Source organism: Larkinella sp. C7 (genome assembly GCF_006149005.1).
GTDB lineage: Bacteria > Bacteroidota > Bacteroidia > Cytophagales > Spirosomataceae > Larkinella.
The window spans coordinates 386652-406198 of sequence record NZ_VBSL01000002.1 but is presented as its reverse complement, the minus strand read 5'-3'; the positions used below and the strand labels follow the sequence as shown (position 1 = coordinate 406198).

Here is a 19547-nt window from a genome sequence, read left to right as displayed (position 1 = left end):
CTTCGCTGTGATGAGGTCATGGGTAAAACCAAACACCAGCAGCTCACTCAATCGCTCAATCACTCAATCACAAATCACACAATTAGTTACCTAAGGCATTGTAAATCAGCAGTTGATTCTGTTTCACGACCCGGTCGCCGGGTTTCAGGCCGCTGTTGAGGTAGGTGATGTCGCCGATGGTTTTGAAGATGTCAATTTCGCGCACCACTGGCTGATTCCGGGAGTTGACGGCTACGACGAAATTGCGGCTTTTGTCGAACACAATGGCTTTGGCCGGGATGCCAACCCGTTGTTCGTGACCAGCATACTCAACGCGCACATTGGCGAACATTTCCGGTTTCAGCGTAAAATCTGCATTCAGTAATGTCACCCGTACTTTCATGGTTTTGCTCTCAGGATCGAGTACGCTGAAGATTTTATCGATTTTTCCTTTGAAAACCCGGTCGGGATAGGAGAGCGTCGTGATGGTGGCGTTGAAGCCTTCTTTCACGTTGGCCAGATCCGATTCGTAGACATTGGCCAGCACCCAGACCTGATCGAGGTTCGAAATCGTGAACAGGTTTTCGGGATCATCCGAGCGGAGTTCCATACCCTGAGCGGCATTTTTTTCGACCACAAAACCGTCAACCGGCGCTTTGACAACATAAATGGAACCCGAACCGCCGAGAATGCTTTTGCGCTCCGCCACCCGATTGACCTCACCCTGAGCGGCTTGCATCTGTTCGCGGGCAGCAATCAGGTCTTTCTGGGCCGTCAAACCGGCTTTCGACATGTCTTCGGTCACCTGAAGGTTTTTCCGGGCCACGGCCAGTTGCCCTTTCGCCGAAATGGCCTGCTGGGCGAGGTCTGCCATGTCGCCGGAACGGATGATGGCCAGTACCTGACCGCGTTTGACGTAATCGCCGAGATCGGTTTTCACTTCCTCGATGTGCCCACCCACGAGCGGAAACACTTTCACCACTTTATCCTGGTTGAAGGTGATTTTGCCGGTCAGGTTCAGTTCGTTGTTGACGGGCATCAGCCGGGCGGTGTCCAGTTTGGCGGTGGCCAACAAGTTGACTTTCTGCGTTGTTGCTTCGTCGGCGTTGTCTTCGGGATTGGCGGATGATTGGCAGCCTGCCAACCCGATCGTAAGAAGAAAGGCCGTTAAATACAAAGCCGGATGGGTTGACAATTTCAATGTTTTTAAGAGATGATTCGTTTGCATGATCGTACGGTTTAAAACCGTTGCTTATTTCGTGAATAGGGTGGTGCCGACGGCAAAATTGAGTTCTTCCAGACTTTGCATCCGGTCGTTTTGCAGTTGGTTGTATTGAATCTGGCTGGACTTGAAGGAGTCGAAGAAGTCCAGAAATTCGACCACGTCGATGTTCTGTTTCCGGTAATTGGTCGTGACGCCCTCGATCAGTCGGCTGAAGTCGCCGTTGAATTTCTGGTCGAAGGTGCGGTATACCTGATCGGTTTGCTGCACTTTTTTGTAGGCCCGCTGTACATCGCTTTCAACCTGAACCGTGTAGGCGTCGGTGGCCTGCTGGCTGCTCTGCGTCCGGATGGCAGCGGCTTTGATGTTGCCCTGATTTTTGTTGAAAACCGGCAGATTGATGCCGACTCCAATTCCCACATAATTTGGAATGTAGCCCGCGTTGCGATCATAAGTGGCCTGCACCGACAAATCCGGAACTGCCATGGCCTTCTGCAACGCCAGATTCTGTTTTTCCTGAATGGCCTGGTCCCGGAACGCTTTCAAATCGTAGCGGTTTTCTTCAGCGGTTTTAATCAGCTCATTCAGATTGAGTTGACCGACGGCAGGCTGAACGGCCTCCGTATTTTCCAGCACGGGTTGTAGGGTGATTGAGGGGCTGGCATTCAGTAAGACAGCCAGATCGGCCTGGTCGTCGGTCAATTTCCGGAGCAGTTGCTGGCGCTCGGAGGTCAGGTTGAACAGGTAGGCTTTCAACCGGGTCAGGTCTTTCAGCGGCACATTGCCTTTGTCGTATTGCTGCTGAAACAAGTTGACGGTTTGCCGGAGCGTGCCGGTTTCCTGTTCATAAACATTGAGCGCCTGCTGCGTATAATACAGGTCGTAGAACGTCGTCCGAAGCTGATAATTCAAGGTCCGCAGTAAATCGTAAAACCGGTCGTTGGCCAGCTCGGTATTGGTGCGGGCAATCGCGAGTTGTTTGTTCCGTTTGCCAGCCAGCAGCAGCAATTGCTGTACCTGAACCACCTGCTCTGAATTTCGCTGCCGCAGTGGCATCACTTCCTTCGTTTGGGCGTTGTAAGGCATCTGTTCAACGTAGAGGCTCGGATTGTTCCAGAGTTTCGCCTGAAACTCATAGGCCTGGTTCTCATTGATGCCCAGTTTGGTTGCCATCAGTTGCAAATTGTTCTGACGGAACTGTGCTTCGGCCTGGGCGAGCGTCAGCCGAAGGGTATCGTTTTGGGCAAACGAAACCGTTGGACAACTGACCAAGCACCCAAACACGAAAAGAAAAATCCTTTTCATGATGAATTGTATGTGTGTTTTAAGAGCGTACTACGCCGAATGGCGGTAAAAGAATAGGGAGGCACTGGGGCAAAATCAGCCCGGAGATTTTAAACCGAAGGGATGCGTAATGAGCAGAATAACAGGTAATAAGGCTGGGATAGCCCTGCCCGTGTGGCAACCGTAATCCGCAAAATGGGTTGGAGCAGCACCAGCACCATCAGCAAACCCGGCAAAGCAACCGGAAGCGATGGGAGAAAATCAGAATTGACGCGCAGCGAGGTTTGCTCGTTTTCGTCCTGAACCAGAAAAACGGCTGAGTCGGGAATCGGATGGGTTTTATGGGTATCCCGGAGAACGGTGGTCTGGCTGGTTGGCGCTGCGGTAAAAACCGAGTCGGCTACCGCCGGGTAGACCCGGAATAGTACCGCCCAAATCAGGCTGACCGTTAGCGTTATGTGGTGGATAAGACCCATTGTCTGGCTTTGCTTGCCACAAACTAAGCCCGGCGGGATTTAAAGCAAATGAAATTTTTGTTAAAAGGGTGTTAAAATACCCAGTCAGCGCCGGGCTGTCGATACGGTCGAAGGCCCTGACAGCGGTATTACGTCTATTTGAATGGGCGGTTTTAGTTAAAATACCGCATTTAGCGGTTTTCAGGGCATTTTAATTCGGATTTAACTTGCCTCCATTCACCGTTATCACTCGCAAAAAGCGATCGACAACGGTGAATTTTAAAATGCGGATTGTATTTTGCCCCGGCGGGGCATACTGTCCATCGTTCATTTAGGCCGGCCATAGAAAAAGCTCCGCCGGAACGTCCTGAAAATAAAGGACGCTCCGCCAGAGCTTTGTAATTTTCCGGCGTTGTGGTTCTATTGACAGAAAACTCCGCCGGAGTTATTAAACGAATCGGATCAGGCGGTTACCGGAATTTCAGCGTCGTGCCGATCCGGAAACCGAGTTTCTGGTACTGCCAATCCTGCCACTGCGAAATCACTTCGATCCGGAAAAAGGGAAAAATACCCGGAATCAGGCCGTCGAGGGCGTAGCCGACTTCGGTGTAATTTTTGGAATTGGGGGTGCCGAGGTAATGAACAAACAGGTTTTCTTTCAAACCGGTCAACCGAACGAGCGTTAGTTGGGTAATCAGGAATTTGCGGTATTCCATCAGCACGTGGCCTTCCACAAACCGCTTTCCGGTGCTGTACTGATAATACGGTAACATCCGGAAAATGGACGTCGGGTCGCCCTGTTGCAGGAAAAACTCGTTGCCCTGAAAATGTTTGAAATCCGGGAAGAAGACGGTTTTGTCATTCAGAAAACCACCCGCCGACACATTATAACTCAGGCGACTCCGAATACCGGTTTCGAACGAATGGCTCAGACCGGCCTGGACAAAATCATAATCCACATCACTGACTTCGGTAGCACCGGAAGTAAACGGAATCCCTTTCCGGTAGTTCAGCGTCAGTTCGGGGCTGTTGTTACGACTCGCCACCCGCCGACCGTTTCGAATCCGGTAGCGGGTAGCCGCCAGTTTTCCCGAAACCGCCAGATTGAGCGTCAGCGCCTGATTGACCGGAAATGCGCCCGAGCCAAGCTCCGCATTAGTGGGCCGGTTGGGGCTGTAACTGAACTGATTCCAGTCGATCCACGGTTTCAGGTTCTCCTTATAATTCGCCAGTTCCGTCCGTTCGGCGTATTCCAGGCTCCCCGAAACCGTGATCCGGTTCTCGAACGGACGGGCCGAAACGCCCAGGCGCAGGAAGTCGCGCTGATACAATTTGGCGTAATTTTTTTCGAAAAGTAACGACGTCACCGAATTGAGGAACGGACTAATCGGCTCGTTGGGGTTGAACTGGTTGACCCAGCGCCCGCCCATAATGCCGACGCTGGTCCCTTTATAGGTGTAGCCAATACTTCCCGTACCGATTAACCGCTTCATCCCAAATTCGTAGCGTCCCGCCCCGCCAATCGTCAGGTCGGGCGTCGGTTTGTTGACCACCCGTCGGCGGGTGGAGTCGCGTTGCGGGGTTCGGAGAAAGTACCGCAGTCGGAGCCCCATATCGAAGGTGTAACCCTCCACGGTATTGTAATAGATTTTCTGGAGCGGGCTGTCCCAGGTCAGGGCTGTTCGTTTGCTGAAATTCCAGGTGTTGCCCGAAATCAACTGGCCGGGTTTAAAGGTTTTACTGGACCGGTTTTTCTTTGTCGAATCGCGGACGGCTTTGGCGCTGTCTTTCTGCACTTCAATCTTCCGGACAATTTTCAGGCTGTCCCGCTTGACGTAACTGATCCGCTCGGCCGAGGTCAGCGGAACCGTTCGCAGAGAATCCCAGAATGCGTTGCTGCGTTTACCGGCCAGTGAGTCGACAACCGTGGAATCGTTGCGGGACACTTCCACTTCTTCCTTGCGTTCTTTCTTGGCCTGGTATTCCTGTTTTTCGTATTCTTTCAGCAGTTTTTTGAAATCTTTGGTCGAATATTCTTTCTGTTTGGCAATTTTATCCTCCAGTTTCTGGCCTTTAATGTCCTTGTTGGAGAGTGAAACCGCCGGTTTTTCAAACTTCTCATCCACAATCTTAACATCCTCCACAAACGCCGGATTGACTTTCAAACTGTTGAACGTCTGGCTGATAATGAATTGGGCATTACCGGCCGCTCCCATGATTTTGCCGTCCAGGTTATACCGCTGATTGACCGGCAACCAGACATTCTGCACGGGGCTGTAGACCTGCCGGATTTTGATGTCGAAGCCCAGCGGATTGCGGGTTTCCAACTGCAAACTGTGAATGGCCCAACTGTTTTCAATGATGAAAATATACCCCCGAAAAACCCCTTCGCCGTAGGCCCGCGGGTTGACCTGAATCTTGCTGACGTCGATGCCGCGCTCGCTGAACGTGCCCTGGTATTCAAATTTGTAGTAGGCAAACGCTTTCGGCGATAGGGGAGAAACCGCGTTGTTGACCTCCGGGCGGTAGAAACTCGTCAGGAAATAATCGCTCACCGAAATGTTGTCGCCCATCGAATTGCGGGTCGCCATCAGGCGGTAGCGGTAGGTATTAGGCTGTTTGAACGTCACTTCCGAAACCGATTCGTATAGCATCGGAACGCCGATCTTAAAACCTTCCTTTTCGGCTTCCTTCAACTGTTTCCGGTACATGAACTGCATCGGCAGATCCGTAATCGTGAAGGTGGTTTTGGTATAAGCTTTGGCCGTGTAACTCATCACCTGCAACTCGTGGTAGCGGGCTTTGGCAATGGCCCGGCGCATGATGCTGTAGGCGGGGTCTTCCTTGCCTTCGCGGGCCTGCACTTCCTGCAGTCGAAAGGCCTGTTCCTCCATGGTCACGTCGCCGGTTTGCCAGTCGCTGCCGATTTCGACGGCTTTTTCCTGCGCCTGAAAGCCTAAATACTGGAAAACCACGGCGTATTTGCCCGGTTTTAGCGGTACTTCATACCGGCCTTCCGAATTGGTAATGGCCCCGCTCGACGTTCCCTTGACCACGATAGCCGCGTAGGGCAACACCTCGCCTTTGGTCGTTTTGATCGTTCCCCGGATGCCCTGAGCCGGGACCAGTTTTATAAAAAAAAGGATGAAGAGAATCGTAAGGGTGTATTTCATATGCATAGGGTAAGCAAACGGAGTGGAAAATAACCATTCTGCCCCACGGAGGCAACCTCTTTGTAACGGTTTTTTCGGCAGACAGCGGTATATGAAGCGATCTATTTTCCTGCAAGATGCCGAAATATAGCCTACCGTTGCTCACCAGAGCGGAAAATCCGTATTTTTAACGAATAATAACATTTCACTTCATCTATGCACCACCGTCTCCTCTCGCTCTTTCTGCTTCTTTTTTCGGCCTGCGGTTTAGCCGCCCAGCCGCTTTCTCCTTCCACCATCCTGAACGAGCGCGAACGGGCGCGGGTGGTCGATGAAATCCTGGAAGACCGCTTCAACAACCTGCTGCCTCAGTTGATGCGCCGGGAGGGAATCGATATGTGGGTGATCATTTCGCGGGAATACAACGAAGACCCGGTTTTGAAAACCATGTTGCCCAGCACGTGGCTGTCGGCCCGGCGCCGGACGATCATGGTTTTTTTCGATCAGGGGGGCGATAAAGGCGTGGAAAAACTGGCGATTGCCCGCTATGATGTCGGCAATCTGCTCAAAGGGGCCTGGGACATCGACGTCCGGCCCAACCAGTGGGAGGCCCTGGTGAAAATTATTCAGGACCGCAAGCCGAAGAAAATAGGGCTGAACTTCTCCAAAAACTACGCCCACGCCGACGGCCTGACCTTAACGGAACACGGTGAATTTCTGGAAAAATTACCGGCTGACGATCAGAAAAAGCTGGTGTCGGCGGAGAAGCTGTCGGTTGGCTGGCTGGAAACGCGGACGGAGAAGGAAATGGCCATTTACCCGCTCATTTGCCGGTTGTCGCACCAGATTATTCAGGAAGGCTTCTCGGAACATGTCATTCAGCCCGGCGTCACCACGACCGAGGATGTGGTGTGGTGGTTTCGCCAGCGGATTACCGAACTGGGCCTGGAAACCTGGTTTCATCCCACGGTGGATGTGCAGGGGAGTGGGTCGCCCAAAGACTTCGATCACCTCAAAACCTTCTCCAAACGCCCCGCCGGTCAGGTAATCATGCCGGGCGATCTGCTACACGTCGATTTTGGCATTACTTATCTGCGACTCAATACGGATCAGCAGCAACACGCCTACATTCTGCGCCCCGGCGAGACCGAAGTGCCGGAAGTACTGCGCAAAGCCTTTCAGCAGGGAAACCGGTTGCAGGACATCCTGACGGAACGGTATAAGGCCGGAAAAACCGGGAATCAATTGCTACTCGAAGCCCTGGAACAGGCGAAGAAGGAGGGCATTCGGGGGACGATTTATACGCATCCCATTGGCGTTCATGGCCACGCGGCTGGCCCAACCATCGGAATGTGGGACCAGCAGAAGGGGGTTCCCGGTTCGGGCGATTATCCGTTGTATGCCAATACAGCCTATTCCATTGAACTCAATGCGGCAGTCGATGTGCCGGAGTGGAAGAAAACCGTTCGGATCATGCTCGAGGAAGACGGTTTTTTCGATGGACAGAATTTTCGGTATATCGACGGTCGCCAGACCGAGATTTTTACCATTCCCCGCAAATTATCGTATGTGAAATAAGACAATTGGCAGCGCAGGATATTGGCATTAGACTGATGGTTTTCGGAATAACAGGAATTAAAGATCAAACGCAATGTTCGGTAGTATGATCAGTATGTTAAGTTTTTAATTTCACTCGCAATCATTCCTTAAAACCACATAGGTATGACTGATGAAGCAGGAGCGTTTTCGTATCCTAATAAGATTAAAAGTAGCTTTCAGGGTGTTTAATCGGTGCCAATTTTAATGAATTTTTTACGACAGCCCTGGCAACGGTAAGTACGGGTGGGAACATAAAATAAAAGGCTCTTGACGAGCAGGGAGCGGGGAATGCGTTCGGCTGCCGACTGATCCCGACCGCAGTGCGGGCATTCTTTCGTTGTCGTAAACCTACGGGAGATGGACATGACGTTCAGCGTCATGGATAAAAAAGATAAGGTTTTCATGGCACGTTTCGTAATGTTCCCTCAAGATACAGAATACGGAGGTATTGCGATTACCTTTATCCGGAGATAAATAGTAAATTCTTGATTAGTTTTTAGAAATTCCTTATTCCGTTCAATGGGGTTGAAAAGTAATTGTTGGAGCCAATTGAATCGTCCCTGCTTTAATGTAGAAAAGGTATTGGTAAGTAACTAACCAATAGGTTCATAGGGATATGTTGTGTAGTGATACAAACGTAGAAAAACCGGGATTTAAGCATGTTAATTGCCAATCCTGTATTGCGTTCTCTTCGTGATTTAGCGCAACTATCAGACTTGTTTATTCTGAAGATCGGGGTGTTTTCAAAAGCTTTCCAATGGACATCAAGACGGGGCCGTGCGTTATGAAACAAAACAGTCGGCGTGTTTACCCATAAATGGGTGAACACGCCGACCTTATTGATACCAGAATAATAATTCGGGCGATCGTTCCAGAATCGCAGATTAGACCCGTACCGGACAGCCTGGGGTATTGCTGCCGCAGATATCTTTGGAAATCAGTTGCGGGCGGCCACCGGCGATGTTTTCAGCCTTCGATTTTGACAAAGCGACAATTTGGTCGGTTTTCAGCGTGAGTTTTGATGGTTGCTTTTTCATACTATTGTGTGGTTGTGAGTGCCTACTCTAAGCGGTTTTCGGCGGTCCCCGGTGTGGTTAACGAGTCAAAATTGCACCCGAAAAGAGGTGTTTTGTCAACCTTCTGCACCGGACAGGACGAAATGGGGGAATGATCGGCCGAAAAGAAAGTCTGACCAGATGAATGAGCGAACGGTCGGTTTCGTCCGGCAAAGGCACAAAAAAAGAGTTACAAGTCTTCCGACTCATAACTCTTCACGTTTAACTTTTACTTTCTTACGCCAGTCGGTTGATGCAGTTCAGGTCTTCGAAAGCCACTTTCAAACGGCTCACCAGACTTTCTTCGCCCTTGCGCAACCAGACGCGCGGATCGTAGTATTTTTTGTTCGGAGAATCGGCACCCGCCGGGTTGCCAAGCTGACCCTGCAAATAATCCTTGTTGGCTTCGTAGTAGTTTTTAACCCCTTCCCAGGTAGCCCACTGAATATCGGTATCGATGTTCATCTTAATGGCACCGTAGCGGATGGCTTCCCGGATTTCTTCCCGGCTTGAACCCGATCCGCCGTGGAAAACGAAGTTGACGGGCAACGGTCCGGTACTGAATTTCTCCTGAATATAATCCTGCGAATTTTTCAGAATGATCGGCGACAGCTTCACATTACCCGGTTTATAAACACCGTGGACGTTGCCGAAAGCTGCGGCAATGGTGAAATTCGGAGAAATCTTCGACAGTTCTTCGTAGGCATATGCCACTTCCGAAGGCTGCGTATACAGTTTGGAATCATCGACGTCCGAGTTATCGACGCCGTCTTCTTCACCACCCGTTACGCCCAGTTCAATTTCCAGCGTCATGCCGATTTTGGCCATCCGTTCGAAATATTTGGCGCAGATTTCGATGTTCTCTTCGATCGGTTCTTCCGACAAATCGAGCATATGTGAGCTGTACAACGGTTTTCCGGTCTGGTCGAAATGCTTCTCACCCGCGTCCAGCAGTCCGTCGATCCAGGGCAGCAGTTTCTTGGCGCAGTGGTCGGTATGCAGAATCACGGGGACACCGTATAATTCCGCGATGTTATGAATGTGCAGGGCACCGGAAATCGAACCGGCAATGGCCGCCTGCTGATTGGTGTTCGACAGGGTCTTTCCCGCGTAGAAAATACCACCACCGTTCGAGAACTGGATGATAACCGGCGAGTTGACGGCTTTTGCGGTTTCCAGCACAGCATTGACGGAGTTGGTCCCGACAACATTGACCGCCGGAAGCGCATAGTCATTTTCGTTGGCATGACGGAAAATTTCGGTGACGCCTTCGCCCGTTATCACACCGGGCTTAAATCGGCTGGCTACTTCGCTCATAGTCAATAGGAATAAAATAGATTGCGTAAAGAAAAAATAGGCTGATTTCGAGATGGTTAACCCGCAACGAATTCAGGCTGCAAAGTACGATTTATTTTCTAAACCGTCTTTAAGGTTATTACACAGAGTTGATCAGACAGAATCAGAGGAGCACAGAGAAAACTTTGATTAACCGCTCGGGAGGCCCCGTCTGATTTTCTCTGATCAACTCTGTGTAATAACCTGATCTTCTTTACCTTTGAAATGCCCTTTGCCTAACTCATGAAGCCCTCTAAAATAACCGTACTCCTTCTTGCTCTCAGCAGCAATCCTACCCTGTACGCCCAAACCGACAGCACTTCCTGTTCCTGCCAACAGCTTGCCAGACAGACGTTTCCGGGAGCGACCATCACGACAGCCGAGTGTGTAGCCGCCGGGGCGTTCCGAATGCCGGGCAGTGGTGTGGCGGTTCCCGATCTGCCCGCTTTCTGCCGGGTGGCGGCCACGCTGAAACCTACGCCAGAGTCGAATATCCGCATCGAAGTGTGGCTTCCCCAAACCGGGTGGAATGGCCGGTTTCTGGGAACCGGTACGGGCGGGGGAGCTGGCAACATTGCCTACGGAGCCCTGGTGAATGGCCTGAAGCGCGGTTTTGCGACCACCAATACCGACATGGGGACCTCCCCGAATGCGAATGAAGCCGTGGATCACCCCGAACGCTGGGAGGATTTTGGGCACCGGGCCACGCACGAGATGACTAAAACCGCCAAAGCCATCACCCAGGCCCACTACCAAAAGCCGATCCAGCGCGCCTACTTCGCGGGTTGCTCGACCGGAGGGCAGCAGGCACTCATGGAAGCGCAACGGTATCCGGACGATTATGACGGTATTCTAGCCGGTGCACCCGCCAACAACCGCACCCACTTGCACACCGGTTTCGTCTGGAACTACAAGGTGACGAATCAGTTGGCAGGAAGTGCGTTTCTGCCGAAAGAGAAAATTGTGCTCATCACCCAGGCGGTGGTGAAAGCCTGTGCCGGGAAGGACGGCGGAGCGCCCGGCGACAATTTTCTGACCGACCCCCGGGCGTGCCGGTTTGATCCCGAAACACTTCCCAAATGCCCGGAGGGGACCGACGACGGCACTTGCCTGACCAGCACGCAACTGACCGCGCTGAAACAACTATACGCCGGACCAACGAATCCGCGAACGGGTGAGCGAATTTATACGCCTTTGCCGCTCGGGAGTGAAAACTCATCGGCCGGACTGGAATACCAGCAGAATCCGAAACAGGCACCGGGTTCGCTTTTTTATCAATACAAATGGGTATTTGGCCCGAATTTCGATTACAAAGTATTTGATTTCGACCGTGATCAGGACCGGATGGATTCCGTGCTGGCGCCGATCCTGAACGCGAACAATCCCGATTTGTCGTCCCTGAAAAAACGCGGAGGCAGAATTTTGATGTATGCCGGAACCGCCGATCCGCTCGTTCCGTACCAGGATGCCGTCACCTACTACGAGCGGGTGGTGGAAGCGCAGGGGGGCGCAGAGCAAACGGCGGACTTTTTTCGGTTTTTTCTGATACCCGGCATGGCGCATTGCGGGGGAGGGCCGGGCCTAAACGACTGCGGGCAAAGTCTGGCGCTGACGGTTCCGCAGGATCGGGATCATGATATTTTAACGGCGCTGATGAACTGGGTGGAGCAGGGCAAAGCTCCCGACCAATTGATCGCTGCGGCTTATACCGGTGGCGTAGCCAGCAACGGCGTCCGGTTTCAACGACCAATTTACCCGTACCCCAAATTACCGACCTACAAGCGGGGCGACCCGAATGTTCCAACGAGTTACCGGGGCGTCGCTTATCCAAAACGAGCGGTTTTGAGCCCGGCGAAGCGGTATTTGAAGTAATGAGCTATTTCGCGGAGTTAAGCGGAGTTATTTATTTTCTCTGCTTAACTCCGCGATACAACTCTTTTATCACTTCCGGTAATCCAGCGCCGGTTTCCGGTCGCCTAGCAAGGCTTCGTATTTGAAAGCAGCACCACCGCGGGCTTTTTCCCAGTCGGTGCGGGCTTTTTGAATCAGTGCCGGGTCGTTGAAGAGGTCGATGGCAGTGAGCGACAGGGATTTAGCCGCCACCATCATGCCTTTAACGCCAATGCTCGTGCCGCTCGATGCCACCGCCTGCCAGCTATGGGCGGCCGTTCCCGGAACCCAGGTGGCAGCTGATAACCCAACCGTTGGAACCACCCAGCTCACATCGCCCACGTCCGTCGACGCACTGCTGAGAAGGTCGTTATTCGAGAAGGGCGAAACGGCTGCGGCTTCCCCCGGTTTCCGAATCGAACCGAATGATGCTCCGAACGATTCGCCCAGTTTCTCGGCAAATTTGGTTTCCTCCGGCGTATAGGTGACGCCACCCACCAGGCTCAGGTTTTTGTGCATTTGTTTCGCCAGGGTCTCCACAGGCAGCAGGTTGTAGACGCCACCGATAATTTCGTATTCCATTTTGGTTTCCGTACCCATACCGGCTCCTTCGGCGGCTTTCACCATGCGCTTCCAGACATCCTGTAAGACCGTCCGGTTTTTGTGCCGGACGTAGTAATAAACCTCCGCGAAGTCCGGCACGACATTCGGAGCTTCACCACCTTTGGTAATGACGTAATGCACCCGCGTATCCGACGGAATGTGTTCCCGCATCATGTTGATCATGTAATTCATCGATTCCACGCCGTCGAGGGCTGACCGTCCGCGATCGGGAGACGCGGCTGCGTGGGCCGCAATGCCCCGGAAACGGAATTTGGCGGTGATGTTGGCGAGTGACGTTGAGGGATCGGCACCGTTGCGGTCGGCGGGGTGCCAGTGCAACACCACATCTACATCACTGAAGAGGCCTTCCCGCACCATGTATACTTTTCCCGAACCGCCTTCTTCCGCCGGGGTTCCGTAGAGCCGGATGGTGCCGCCTTTGCCGGATTTCTGCAACCAGTTTTTCACCGCGATGGCCGACGCTACCGAACCGGGTCCGAACAGATTGTGTCCGCAGGCGTGTCCGGCTTTTTTGGTGTCGAGCGGTTTTCGGTCAGGCGTGGCATCCTGCGTAATCCCCGGCAGGGCGTCGTATTCCGCCAGAATGCCGATGACTGGTTTGCCGCTTCCGAAGGTGGCCACAAAAGCCGTTGGAATACCGGCAACGCCCGCTTTCACCGAAAAACCTGCTTTGGTCAGTTCTTCCTGCAACAAGGCCGAGCTTTTCTGTTCCTGATATCCTACCTCGGCCCAGTCCCAAATCTGTTTGGAAAGTGTGCCGTAGTGGGCCGATTTGCTGTCCAGCCCCGCCAGAACTTCCTGTTGCTCTTTGGTCAGGGTCGATTGGGCGAGCAGGGCCGTAGGAAGCCAACCCAGTCCGAAGACCAGCAGCCGGAAAAGCGGTTTTTTTTGCATGACAAGTCGGTTAAGATGGTTTTGTAGGCGTCATGCCGGTCGTAACCGGCACGACGCTACCGTTTCGCTGATGAAGATATTGTTTTATTTTAAAGGTTGGTACAACGCTTTCTTGTTATCGACCCGAATCACCAGGCGGCAATCGCCCACCTGCCCCCGGGTTTCGTCACAAATCCCGTCGTGGAATGCGTCGAAACGACGGCCATCATTGGTCTGGACCACAAATTTCAACTGAAACGTATCGTTCAGCACCAGACTCGTTGGCGACACCCCAACGGCCGCAGCGGCTTCGCTGGCTTTGATGGAAACCGTTGCCGGGAAGGTCGAGAAGGTTTTCCATAACTTGTCATTGGCCACCAGACGGCTGGGCAAAGGCGCCAGCGAACCACTCGGATACAGACAGCCGACACCGTTGCCGCAGGAGGTCATGGAAGCCGCCAGCGTAATTTTGGGGCTATTCAGGCCAATCCATACTTCGATGGCTTTGACGCCAACGCCCTGACCAAAATCCTCGCCACTCAACTGAAACTCAAAATCCGTGGTCGCCAGATTCGTGACGTCAAAATAGGCTTTGGCGGCATTGACCTTCGCCACCGCCACCGCTCCGGCGGGAGCCAGCGGAATGGGATCTTTGGTCTGGCAGGCGTCCGAAATGACCAGCGCGGTCATCACTAAAACTAGATAAGCAATGGTCTTCATATCGTCAGGACGGTTTTGGAAACCGTGTTTTAAGTTAGTTTATCGTTCACAGTATTCGGTTTACGGTTTACCGTTTACGGTGGCTGATGCCTGCTCAATAAAACGCGTCAGCAAGTATGCGTCAGCCACCGTAAACAGTATACTGAAAACCGTAAACCGTTTACAAATCCCAGAAAACCGGGGTTACAAAATTGTTCTGGGCCGGGGCCGACGTGTTGGTGTTCAATTCACGCTGTGAATACGTAAACCGCAGCGGGAACGGATTCAGGGGCGAAATCGGGGCCATCAGTGTCGGGATGCCGGTTCGGCGGTAATCATTGTATGATTCGATGCCGTTGCCAAACAGCGAAATGTACTTCTCCGTCATCACCACCGATAGTTTTCCAGCCGCCTGAGCCGCGTCGAATTTCGCCAGTCGGTCATTCACGAAATTGGTAATGGTCGTAGCCGATAGCTGCGTGCCGGAATTTCCCGGAGCCTGTACAAAGCTGTTGATGCTGTTGAGGTTCAGTGTGATGCCGTTTCTGAAATACTCTTTGGCATCTCCCGTTGTGCCGAGGGTCAGCGCGGCTTCGGCCAGAATAAAGTTGACCATTGAAGCGGTAACGATCGGGAAAATACCGGCACCGGTACCGTCAGCCGTGGTCACCACCCGGAAATTGGCCGGGGTATTGACGCCCGCATTGGTCAGAAATACGTTGGTGGCCGGCAAATTGCTGATGGGATTGTTGTCGTATAAACCGCCGTAGGGATACAGGCCGAACGTGGCCCGAACGGCGTTGTCGGCGGGAGCACCGGTGGGATCACCCGTAAAGCGGCCCCCGTAACCGTTGCTGGTGCGGGTGAAATTAACCCCGGCATTGCTCGTCTGGCGATACACGTAATAGCGTAGCCGCGGATCATCAGTATTATACAGGCGCTCCATAAAACCCTGATCCATCCAGAAATCCTTCGTGGCGCGGTAGTCGCTGATGTGAATCGGGTGGCGGTTTTGGGGGGTCTCGGTCGCGCCAAATTTGAACGTAAAATCCTGCGCATTCGTCAGAATCAACTGCCCACCGGCAATCAGGGCGTTGATTTCCTGCTTCACCCGTGCCTGTTCGCTCGGAACGAGCCGAATCTGATTCAGGAGTTTCAGTTTCAGGCTGTTGGCCGCCCGAATCCAGCCCAGCCGATCACCCCGGTAGAACAGATCCGCATTACCCGGCGACACGTACGGGGTTTTGTTCAGATCCGCCACCGCTTCGTCGATCAGCTTGAAAACGGCTGCGTAGATATCGGCCCCTTTGTCGAATTTCGGGCTGAGGTTGCCGTCACCCTGCGACGCTTCCGAGAACGGTACATCGCCCCAGAGATCGACCAGCACACTGTAGACGTACGCTTTTTCGAGTTTGGCGATTCCGACGTAGCTCCACTGGCTTTTGGCGGTTCCTTCCCGGATGATGATTTCCAGGTCGTTCAGGGCTTCCGAGTAAATGCCGTTCCAGGGCGTCTGGAAAGTCGAACCGCTCATGTCGAAGCGGCTGGGGCCGTTTTGGGTGGCATGTTGCATGATGACCGTCGCCACGCGGTTGGTGGCTCCCCCGCCGATGTGGACGCCAATGGAAACCTGGGTGGCCGGAAGCAGCAGATCCAGCACCGGTTGCGCCGGGGTATTCGGATCGACGTTAATGTCCAGAAAATCATTGCAACTGCTGAACGTGAGCGCAAAAAAGGCCCCGAGAAACAGTTTAAATATCGTTTTCATAAATAAGTTTCGGTAAATGTTGGATGATTTGCTTTGCGATTTGCAATCGCGAACCACTCTGTACAGGATCGCCGGGCGACCCCGTTGTAATCCGCAGCATGGTCACAGCCTTAGAACGTAAACCGCAGGTTGACGCCGTACCGTTTGGTGGTTGGAACCGCTACCAGTTCGAAGCCCTGGGCATTGCCCGCACCCAGTGAATTTACTTCCGGATCGAAGTTCATGTATTTGGGGAAGTTGGGGGCTTTGTACCACAGGTTGCGACCGCTGAGCGAAATCGTTGCCGATCCAAAGGGCGTTTTCGCCAGCCAGAGCGTCGGAATCTGGTAGGCCAGCGACACTTCGCGCAGGCGGAAAACCGTCGCATCGAAAACCCGGAACTCGTCGGCGGTTCCCTGACTGCCACTGAAAGCACCCGTACCGAAGTAATATTCGTTGACCGAAATCGGAATGTTGTTGGGTTGTTTCTGGCCGTCGGCCGTCAAAATGGGCAATTTGGTGTTCGGATCGCCCAATACGCCCACCGGCACCAGCACCTTGTTGCGGTCTTCGTTGTCGCGCGTGATGCCCCGGCTCAGCATTTCGGCTACCGAAATCGACAGCAGATCCCCACCCTGTTTCCAGTCGAACAGCGCACCGAGCGTGATGCCTTTGAACGTGAAGGTGTTGGTGATACCCATGGTGAACTTCGGGTTCGGATTGCCGACCGGTCCCTGGCGATCCGCCAGAATCGCCTTGCCGGTGGCCGGGTTGATCAGCAGGTTGCCTTCGTCGTCGCGCAGGTAATAGCTGCCCCGAATCAAACCGTAGGGCTGGCCCACGATGTGCATACTGCCAATCGTGTTGGTCGCATTCGCCTGACTGTAATAGAGTTCGGTTGCGCCACCCAGATCCAGCACCAGGTTTCGGTTGCGGGTGAATGCCGTGTAAATGTTCCATTTGAACCCGTTGGACAACTGGATCGGCGTGATGTCCAGACCAAGTTCAATGCCTTCGTTGCGCACTTTTCCGAGGTTCACCACCCGCGTCAGATACCCGGACGAGGGAGCGACATCGACCGTGAAAATCTGGGAGGTACTGATCTTCCGGTAATAGGTCAGGTCGATTCCGATGCGGTCTTTCAGAAAACGCAGTTCTGTACCGGCTTCAAATTCGCGGATGAACTCCGGTTTCAGCGTCGCACTGCCCAGCCGGTTGCTGTAGGTCATCGCGTTGACGCCGTTGAACGGGGCCAGAATATCGACCGGGCCGGGATGCGTGAACGACGGGTTGATGTTGTAAACCGTCTGGGTCTGATACGGGCTGGCTTCGTTGCCGACCACGGCGTACCCCAGGCGGATTTTACCGAATGACAAAATCGCCGGGTTGGTTTTGAAGAGTTCCGTGAAAACAAAGGAACCGTTGACACCCGGATAAAAGTAACTCCGGTTTCCTTTCGGGAGGGTCGAGGAAATGTCGTTTCGGGCGACCACGTTCAGGAAGGCAAAGTTGCGGTACGACAACTGGAAATCCCCGAAAAACGCCATGAACCGCTGTTTGATCAGGTTTCCGCCGAACGTTTGCTGAATCCGGGTGTTGTCGAGGTCGTTGATGCCCGGCACGATAATCCCGTCGCCAAACACGAGCTGGCGGTCGGTCAGCCGTTGGTTGACGTTGTTGCCGATGATGGCCCGCAAGCTGAAATCCGGCCCGAAATCCCGGGTTGCCGTAATAAGCAGGTTACCGTCGAGTTCCTGGCGATAGATGTTGTCGTCGGTGACGTTGCCATTTGGATAAATCTCGCCATTCTTCCCGTTCACGCTCCGGCGACGGTCGGTGTAGGCATTGAAACCCGCCGTATACTGGACATTCAGCCACGAAAACGGATCGAATCCAAGGGTGAATTTGCCATAATACCGGTCTACTTTGCTCGTAAACGGGCTGTTTTTCACCGACCAGTACGGGTTGTCGATGCCGACCCGGTCATACACACTGCCGCCGGTCAGCGGGTTGGTGTTGGGGTAGTTGGTCAGGTCGTAGCTGTTGGGCGTCCACGGCAGAATTTCGATGGCCGAGGGGCCGTTCCCGATGCTCGACGTAAGCTGCGGAGAGCGCTGGTCGATGTTCACGTACGTCAGCGACCCGTTGAGGTAGAAACCGTTGTCCAACTGCGCATTGCCGCCGATGTTGAAACTGGTCCGGTTGATTTTATTTTCGGGAACAATCCCTTTGTTCGCCGTCCGTGAAAAACCGGCGGTCAGGCTGGCTTTTTCGTTACCCCCCGAAACACTGAAAGCGTTTTCGTAGACAAAGCCGTTTTCGTAGAAATTTTCAAAGTTCTGCTGACCAAACGGTTCATATTTGACCTTTTTGTTCGCCAGCTCCGGGAAAACCGTTGGCAGACGAACGCCGATGGGGTGGAGGATGGAGTCGATCTGGGAATACGGCGCTCCCCAGGTTCCAAACACGCCGTAGCGCGTATCCCACTCGGTTCCCTGGCCGTAGGTCGTTTGGTATTCCGGTGCTTTGGCGAGTTTCTCGTACGAATAGGAGGTGTTGTACGTGATCTCCAGGCCCTTTTTCGACTTCTTGCGGTTGTTTTTAGTCGTCACGATGATGGCACCATTGGCCGCCCGCGAACCGTAGAGTGCTGCCGCAGCCGCCCCTTTCAAAACCGTCATCGACTCGATGTTGTTGGGGTCGAGGTCAAAGGCGCGGTTGGTAAAACTCGCCCCGCCCTGCTGACCGCCGTCGGTCAGGAAGGAGGAGTTGTCGAACGGCACCCCATCGACGACGAACAGCGGCTGGTTGTTGTTGGAAAGCGACGAGTTTCCGCGAATCGTGATGTTGGTCGAACCACCGGCGGCCCCGCCCGATCCCTGTACGTTGACCCCGGCCACTTTTCCCGACAGCGAACGAAGCGGGTCCGGTTCCGAAATCTGGGCAATTTTGCTGCTGTTGATGGTGCTCACCGAGTAGCCCAGGGCTTTCTTTTCCCGGGTAATCCCAACGGCGGTAACGACGACTTCGGTCAACTGTTTGGTGTCTGTTGGCAGCGAAACGTCGATGGTCGTTTGGGAACCGATGGTCACTTCCTGGGTCTGGAAGCCGATGGAGGAGAAAACGAGTGTGGTGGCACCCGCCGGGACGTTAATCTGGTACTCGCCCTGTGCGCCGGTCACCGTTCCAATTTGCTGGTTTCCTTTGACCGACACCGTCACGCCCGGCAAAACCGTACGTTCTTCGGCGGTAATGACCTTACCACGAATGGCTTTCTGCTGAGCGTGGCTCAGGAAAGCATACAGTAGTAGGAAAAATGTGAGTTGTACACATTTTGTCATAGAATTTAATAGAGTAAGTGAAAAATAGGTTAGGTACAGTTCTAGACTGATTATTCCAAAATAAGCACAATATTTGGAATATTGGGTCTCAAATGAGACAATATTTTTTAATAATTCTGTTTTTTACTATAAAATCACTAAATATTTAAACCTGTTTTAGGAGATTTATTGAAAATTAATTTGGTTCTTAGGTGTTCTGTTATATTTGATTTGTACAAGAATTTAACCGGGCGTGTAGGAATGCGGTTTGTATTGACCTCGGGGAACCTCTATACGTAATTTTCGTCACTAC

Annotated in this window: 13 protein-coding genes; 2 read left to right on the top strand and 11 right to left on the bottom strand. The window is 52.9% G+C overall.

Going from position 1 to position 19547, the window contains the following annotated elements:
- Positions 1 to 82: 82 nt before the first annotated feature.
- From FH871_RS06840 to FH871_RS06825, 4 genes are all read right to left on the bottom strand, one after another.
- A complete protein-coding gene (locus FH871_RS06840; protein ID WP_138990638.1) occupies positions 83 to 1207 on the bottom strand; it encodes an efflux RND transporter periplasmic adaptor subunit in 1125 nt (374 codons plus the stop codon).
- 24 nt (positions 1208 to 1231) lie between these two features.
- Complete coding sequence (locus FH871_RS06835; protein ID WP_138990636.1) at positions 1232 to 2506, bottom strand: TolC family protein; 1275 nt, start codon at positions 2504 to 2506, stop codon at positions 1232 to 1234.
- Positions 2507 to 2595: 89 nt separating this feature from the next.
- Positions 2596 to 2961, bottom strand: coding sequence for a hypothetical protein (locus tag FH871_RS06830; RefSeq protein WP_138990635.1), 366 nt, complete (start codon positions 2959 to 2961; stop codon positions 2596 to 2598).
- Between the two features lie 449 nt (positions 2962 to 3410).
- A complete protein-coding gene (locus FH871_RS06825; RefSeq protein WP_138990633.1) occupies positions 3411 to 6113 on the bottom strand; it encodes a DUF5686 and carboxypeptidase regulatory-like domain-containing protein in 2703 nt (900 codons plus the stop codon).
- Positions 6114 to 6308: 195 nt separating this feature from the next.
- Between FH871_RS06825 and FH871_RS06820 the strand changes: the two genes are divergently transcribed.
- Positions 6309 to 7670 carry a M24 family metallopeptidase gene (locus FH871_RS06820; RefSeq protein WP_138990632.1) on the top strand — a complete coding sequence of 454 codons (1362 nt, stop codon included), beginning with the start codon at positions 6309 to 6311 and terminating at the stop codon, positions 7668 to 7670.
- Between the two features lie 206 nt (positions 7671 to 7876).
- Here the strand turns inward: FH871_RS06820 and FH871_RS06815 are convergent, their stop codons facing one another.
- The 3 genes from FH871_RS06815 to fbaA form a co-directional block, all read right to left on the bottom strand.
- Complete coding sequence (locus tag FH871_RS06815) at positions 7877 to 8095, bottom strand: hypothetical protein (RefSeq protein ID WP_138990630.1); 219 nt, start codon at positions 8093 to 8095, stop codon at positions 7877 to 7879.
- A 480-nt stretch (positions 8096 to 8575) separates the two neighbouring features.
- On the bottom strand, positions 8576 to 8728 hold the full coding sequence (locus FH871_RS33065) for a class I lanthipeptide (protein ID WP_171062781.1): 153 nt from the start codon (positions 8726 to 8728) through the stop codon (positions 8576 to 8578).
- 255 nt (positions 8729 to 8983) lie between these two features.
- Entirely contained in the window at positions 8984 to 10063 is a 1080-nt protein-coding gene (gene fbaA, locus FH871_RS06810) for a class II fructose-bisphosphate aldolase (RefSeq protein ID WP_138990628.1), read from the bottom strand.
- Positions 10064 to 10324: 261 nt separating this feature from the next.
- Between fbaA and FH871_RS06805 the strand changes: the two genes are divergently transcribed.
- Positions 10325 to 11953 carry a tannase/feruloyl esterase family alpha/beta hydrolase gene (locus FH871_RS06805; protein ID WP_138990626.1) on the top strand — a complete coding sequence of 543 codons (1629 nt, stop codon included), beginning with the start codon at positions 10325 to 10327 and terminating at the stop codon, positions 11951 to 11953.
- 69 nt (positions 11954 to 12022) lie between these two features.
- Here FH871_RS06805 and FH871_RS06800 read toward each other — a convergent pair whose 3' ends face one another.
- From FH871_RS06800 to FH871_RS06785, 4 genes are all read right to left on the bottom strand, one after another.
- The gene (locus tag FH871_RS06800) at positions 12023 to 13489 is read right to left on the bottom strand and encodes an amidohydrolase (RefSeq protein WP_138990624.1); all 1467 of its coding nucleotides are present in this window, start codon (positions 13487 to 13489) and stop codon (positions 12023 to 12025) included.
- Between the two features lie 84 nt (positions 13490 to 13573).
- Positions 13574 to 14188 (bottom strand): hypothetical protein, encoded by a 615-nt coding sequence (locus FH871_RS06795; protein ID WP_138990622.1) that lies wholly within the window; start codon positions 14186 to 14188, stop codon positions 13574 to 13576.
- A gap of 160 nt (positions 14189 to 14348) precedes the next feature.
- Entirely contained in the window at positions 14349 to 15935 is a 1587-nt protein-coding gene (locus FH871_RS06790; RefSeq protein WP_138990620.1) for a SusD/RagB family nutrient-binding outer membrane lipoprotein, read from the bottom strand.
- A 110-nt stretch (positions 15936 to 16045) separates the two neighbouring features.
- Positions 16046 to 19255, bottom strand: coding sequence for a SusC/RagA family TonB-linked outer membrane protein (locus FH871_RS06785; protein ID WP_138990619.1), 3210 nt, complete (start codon positions 19253 to 19255; stop codon positions 16046 to 16048).
- Between the last annotated feature and the right edge of the window lie 292 nt (positions 19256 to 19547).

Bases quoted from the DNA above. Each gene is read 5' to 3' on its own strand.
- FH871_RS06825 (WP_138990633.1), bottom strand. From the start codon at position 6,113: ATGAAATACACCCTTACGATTCTCTTCATCCTTTTTTTTATAAAACTG.
- FH871_RS06835 (WP_138990636.1), bottom strand. From the start codon at position 2,506: ATGAAAAGGATTTTTCTTTTCGTGTTTGGGTGCTTGGTCAGTTGTCCA.
- FH871_RS06800 (WP_138990624.1), bottom strand. From the start codon at position 13,489: ATGCAAAAAAAACCGCTTTTCCGGCTGCTGGTCTTCGGACTGGGTTGG.
- FH871_RS06830 (WP_138990635.1), bottom strand. From the start codon at position 2,961: ATGGGTCTTATCCACCACATAACGCTAACGGTCAGCCTGATTTGGGCG.
- FH871_RS33065 (WP_171062781.1), bottom strand. From the start codon at position 8,728: ATGAAAAAGCAACCATCAAAACTCACGCTGAAAACCGACCAAATTGTC.
- fbaA (WP_138990628.1), bottom strand. From the start codon at position 10,063: ATGAGCGAAGTAGCCAGCCGATTTAAGCCCGGTGTGATAACGGGCGAA.
- FH871_RS06790 (WP_138990620.1), bottom strand. From the start codon at position 15,935: ATGAAAACGATATTTAAACTGTTTCTCGGGGCCTTTTTTGCGCTCACG.
- FH871_RS06805 (WP_138990626.1), top strand. From the start codon at position 10,325: ATGAAGCCCTCTAAAATAACCGTACTCCTTCTTGCTCTCAGCAGCAAT.
- FH871_RS06820 (WP_138990632.1), top strand. From the start codon at position 6,309: ATGCACCACCGTCTCCTCTCGCTCTTTCTGCTTCTTTTTTCGGCCTGC.
- FH871_RS06840 (WP_138990638.1), bottom strand. From the start codon at position 1,207: ATGCAAACGAATCATCTCTTAAAAACATTGAAATTGTCAACCCATCCG.
- FH871_RS06815 (WP_138990630.1), bottom strand. From the start codon at position 8,095: ATGAAAACCTTATCTTTTTTATCCATGACGCTGAACGTCATGTCCATC.
- FH871_RS06785 (WP_138990619.1), bottom strand. From the start codon at position 19,255: ATGACAAAATGTGTACAACTCACATTTTTCCTACTACTGTATGCTTTC.
- FH871_RS06795 (WP_138990622.1), bottom strand. From the start codon at position 14,188: ATGAAGACCATTGCTTATCTAGTTTTAGTGATGACCGCGCTGGTCATT.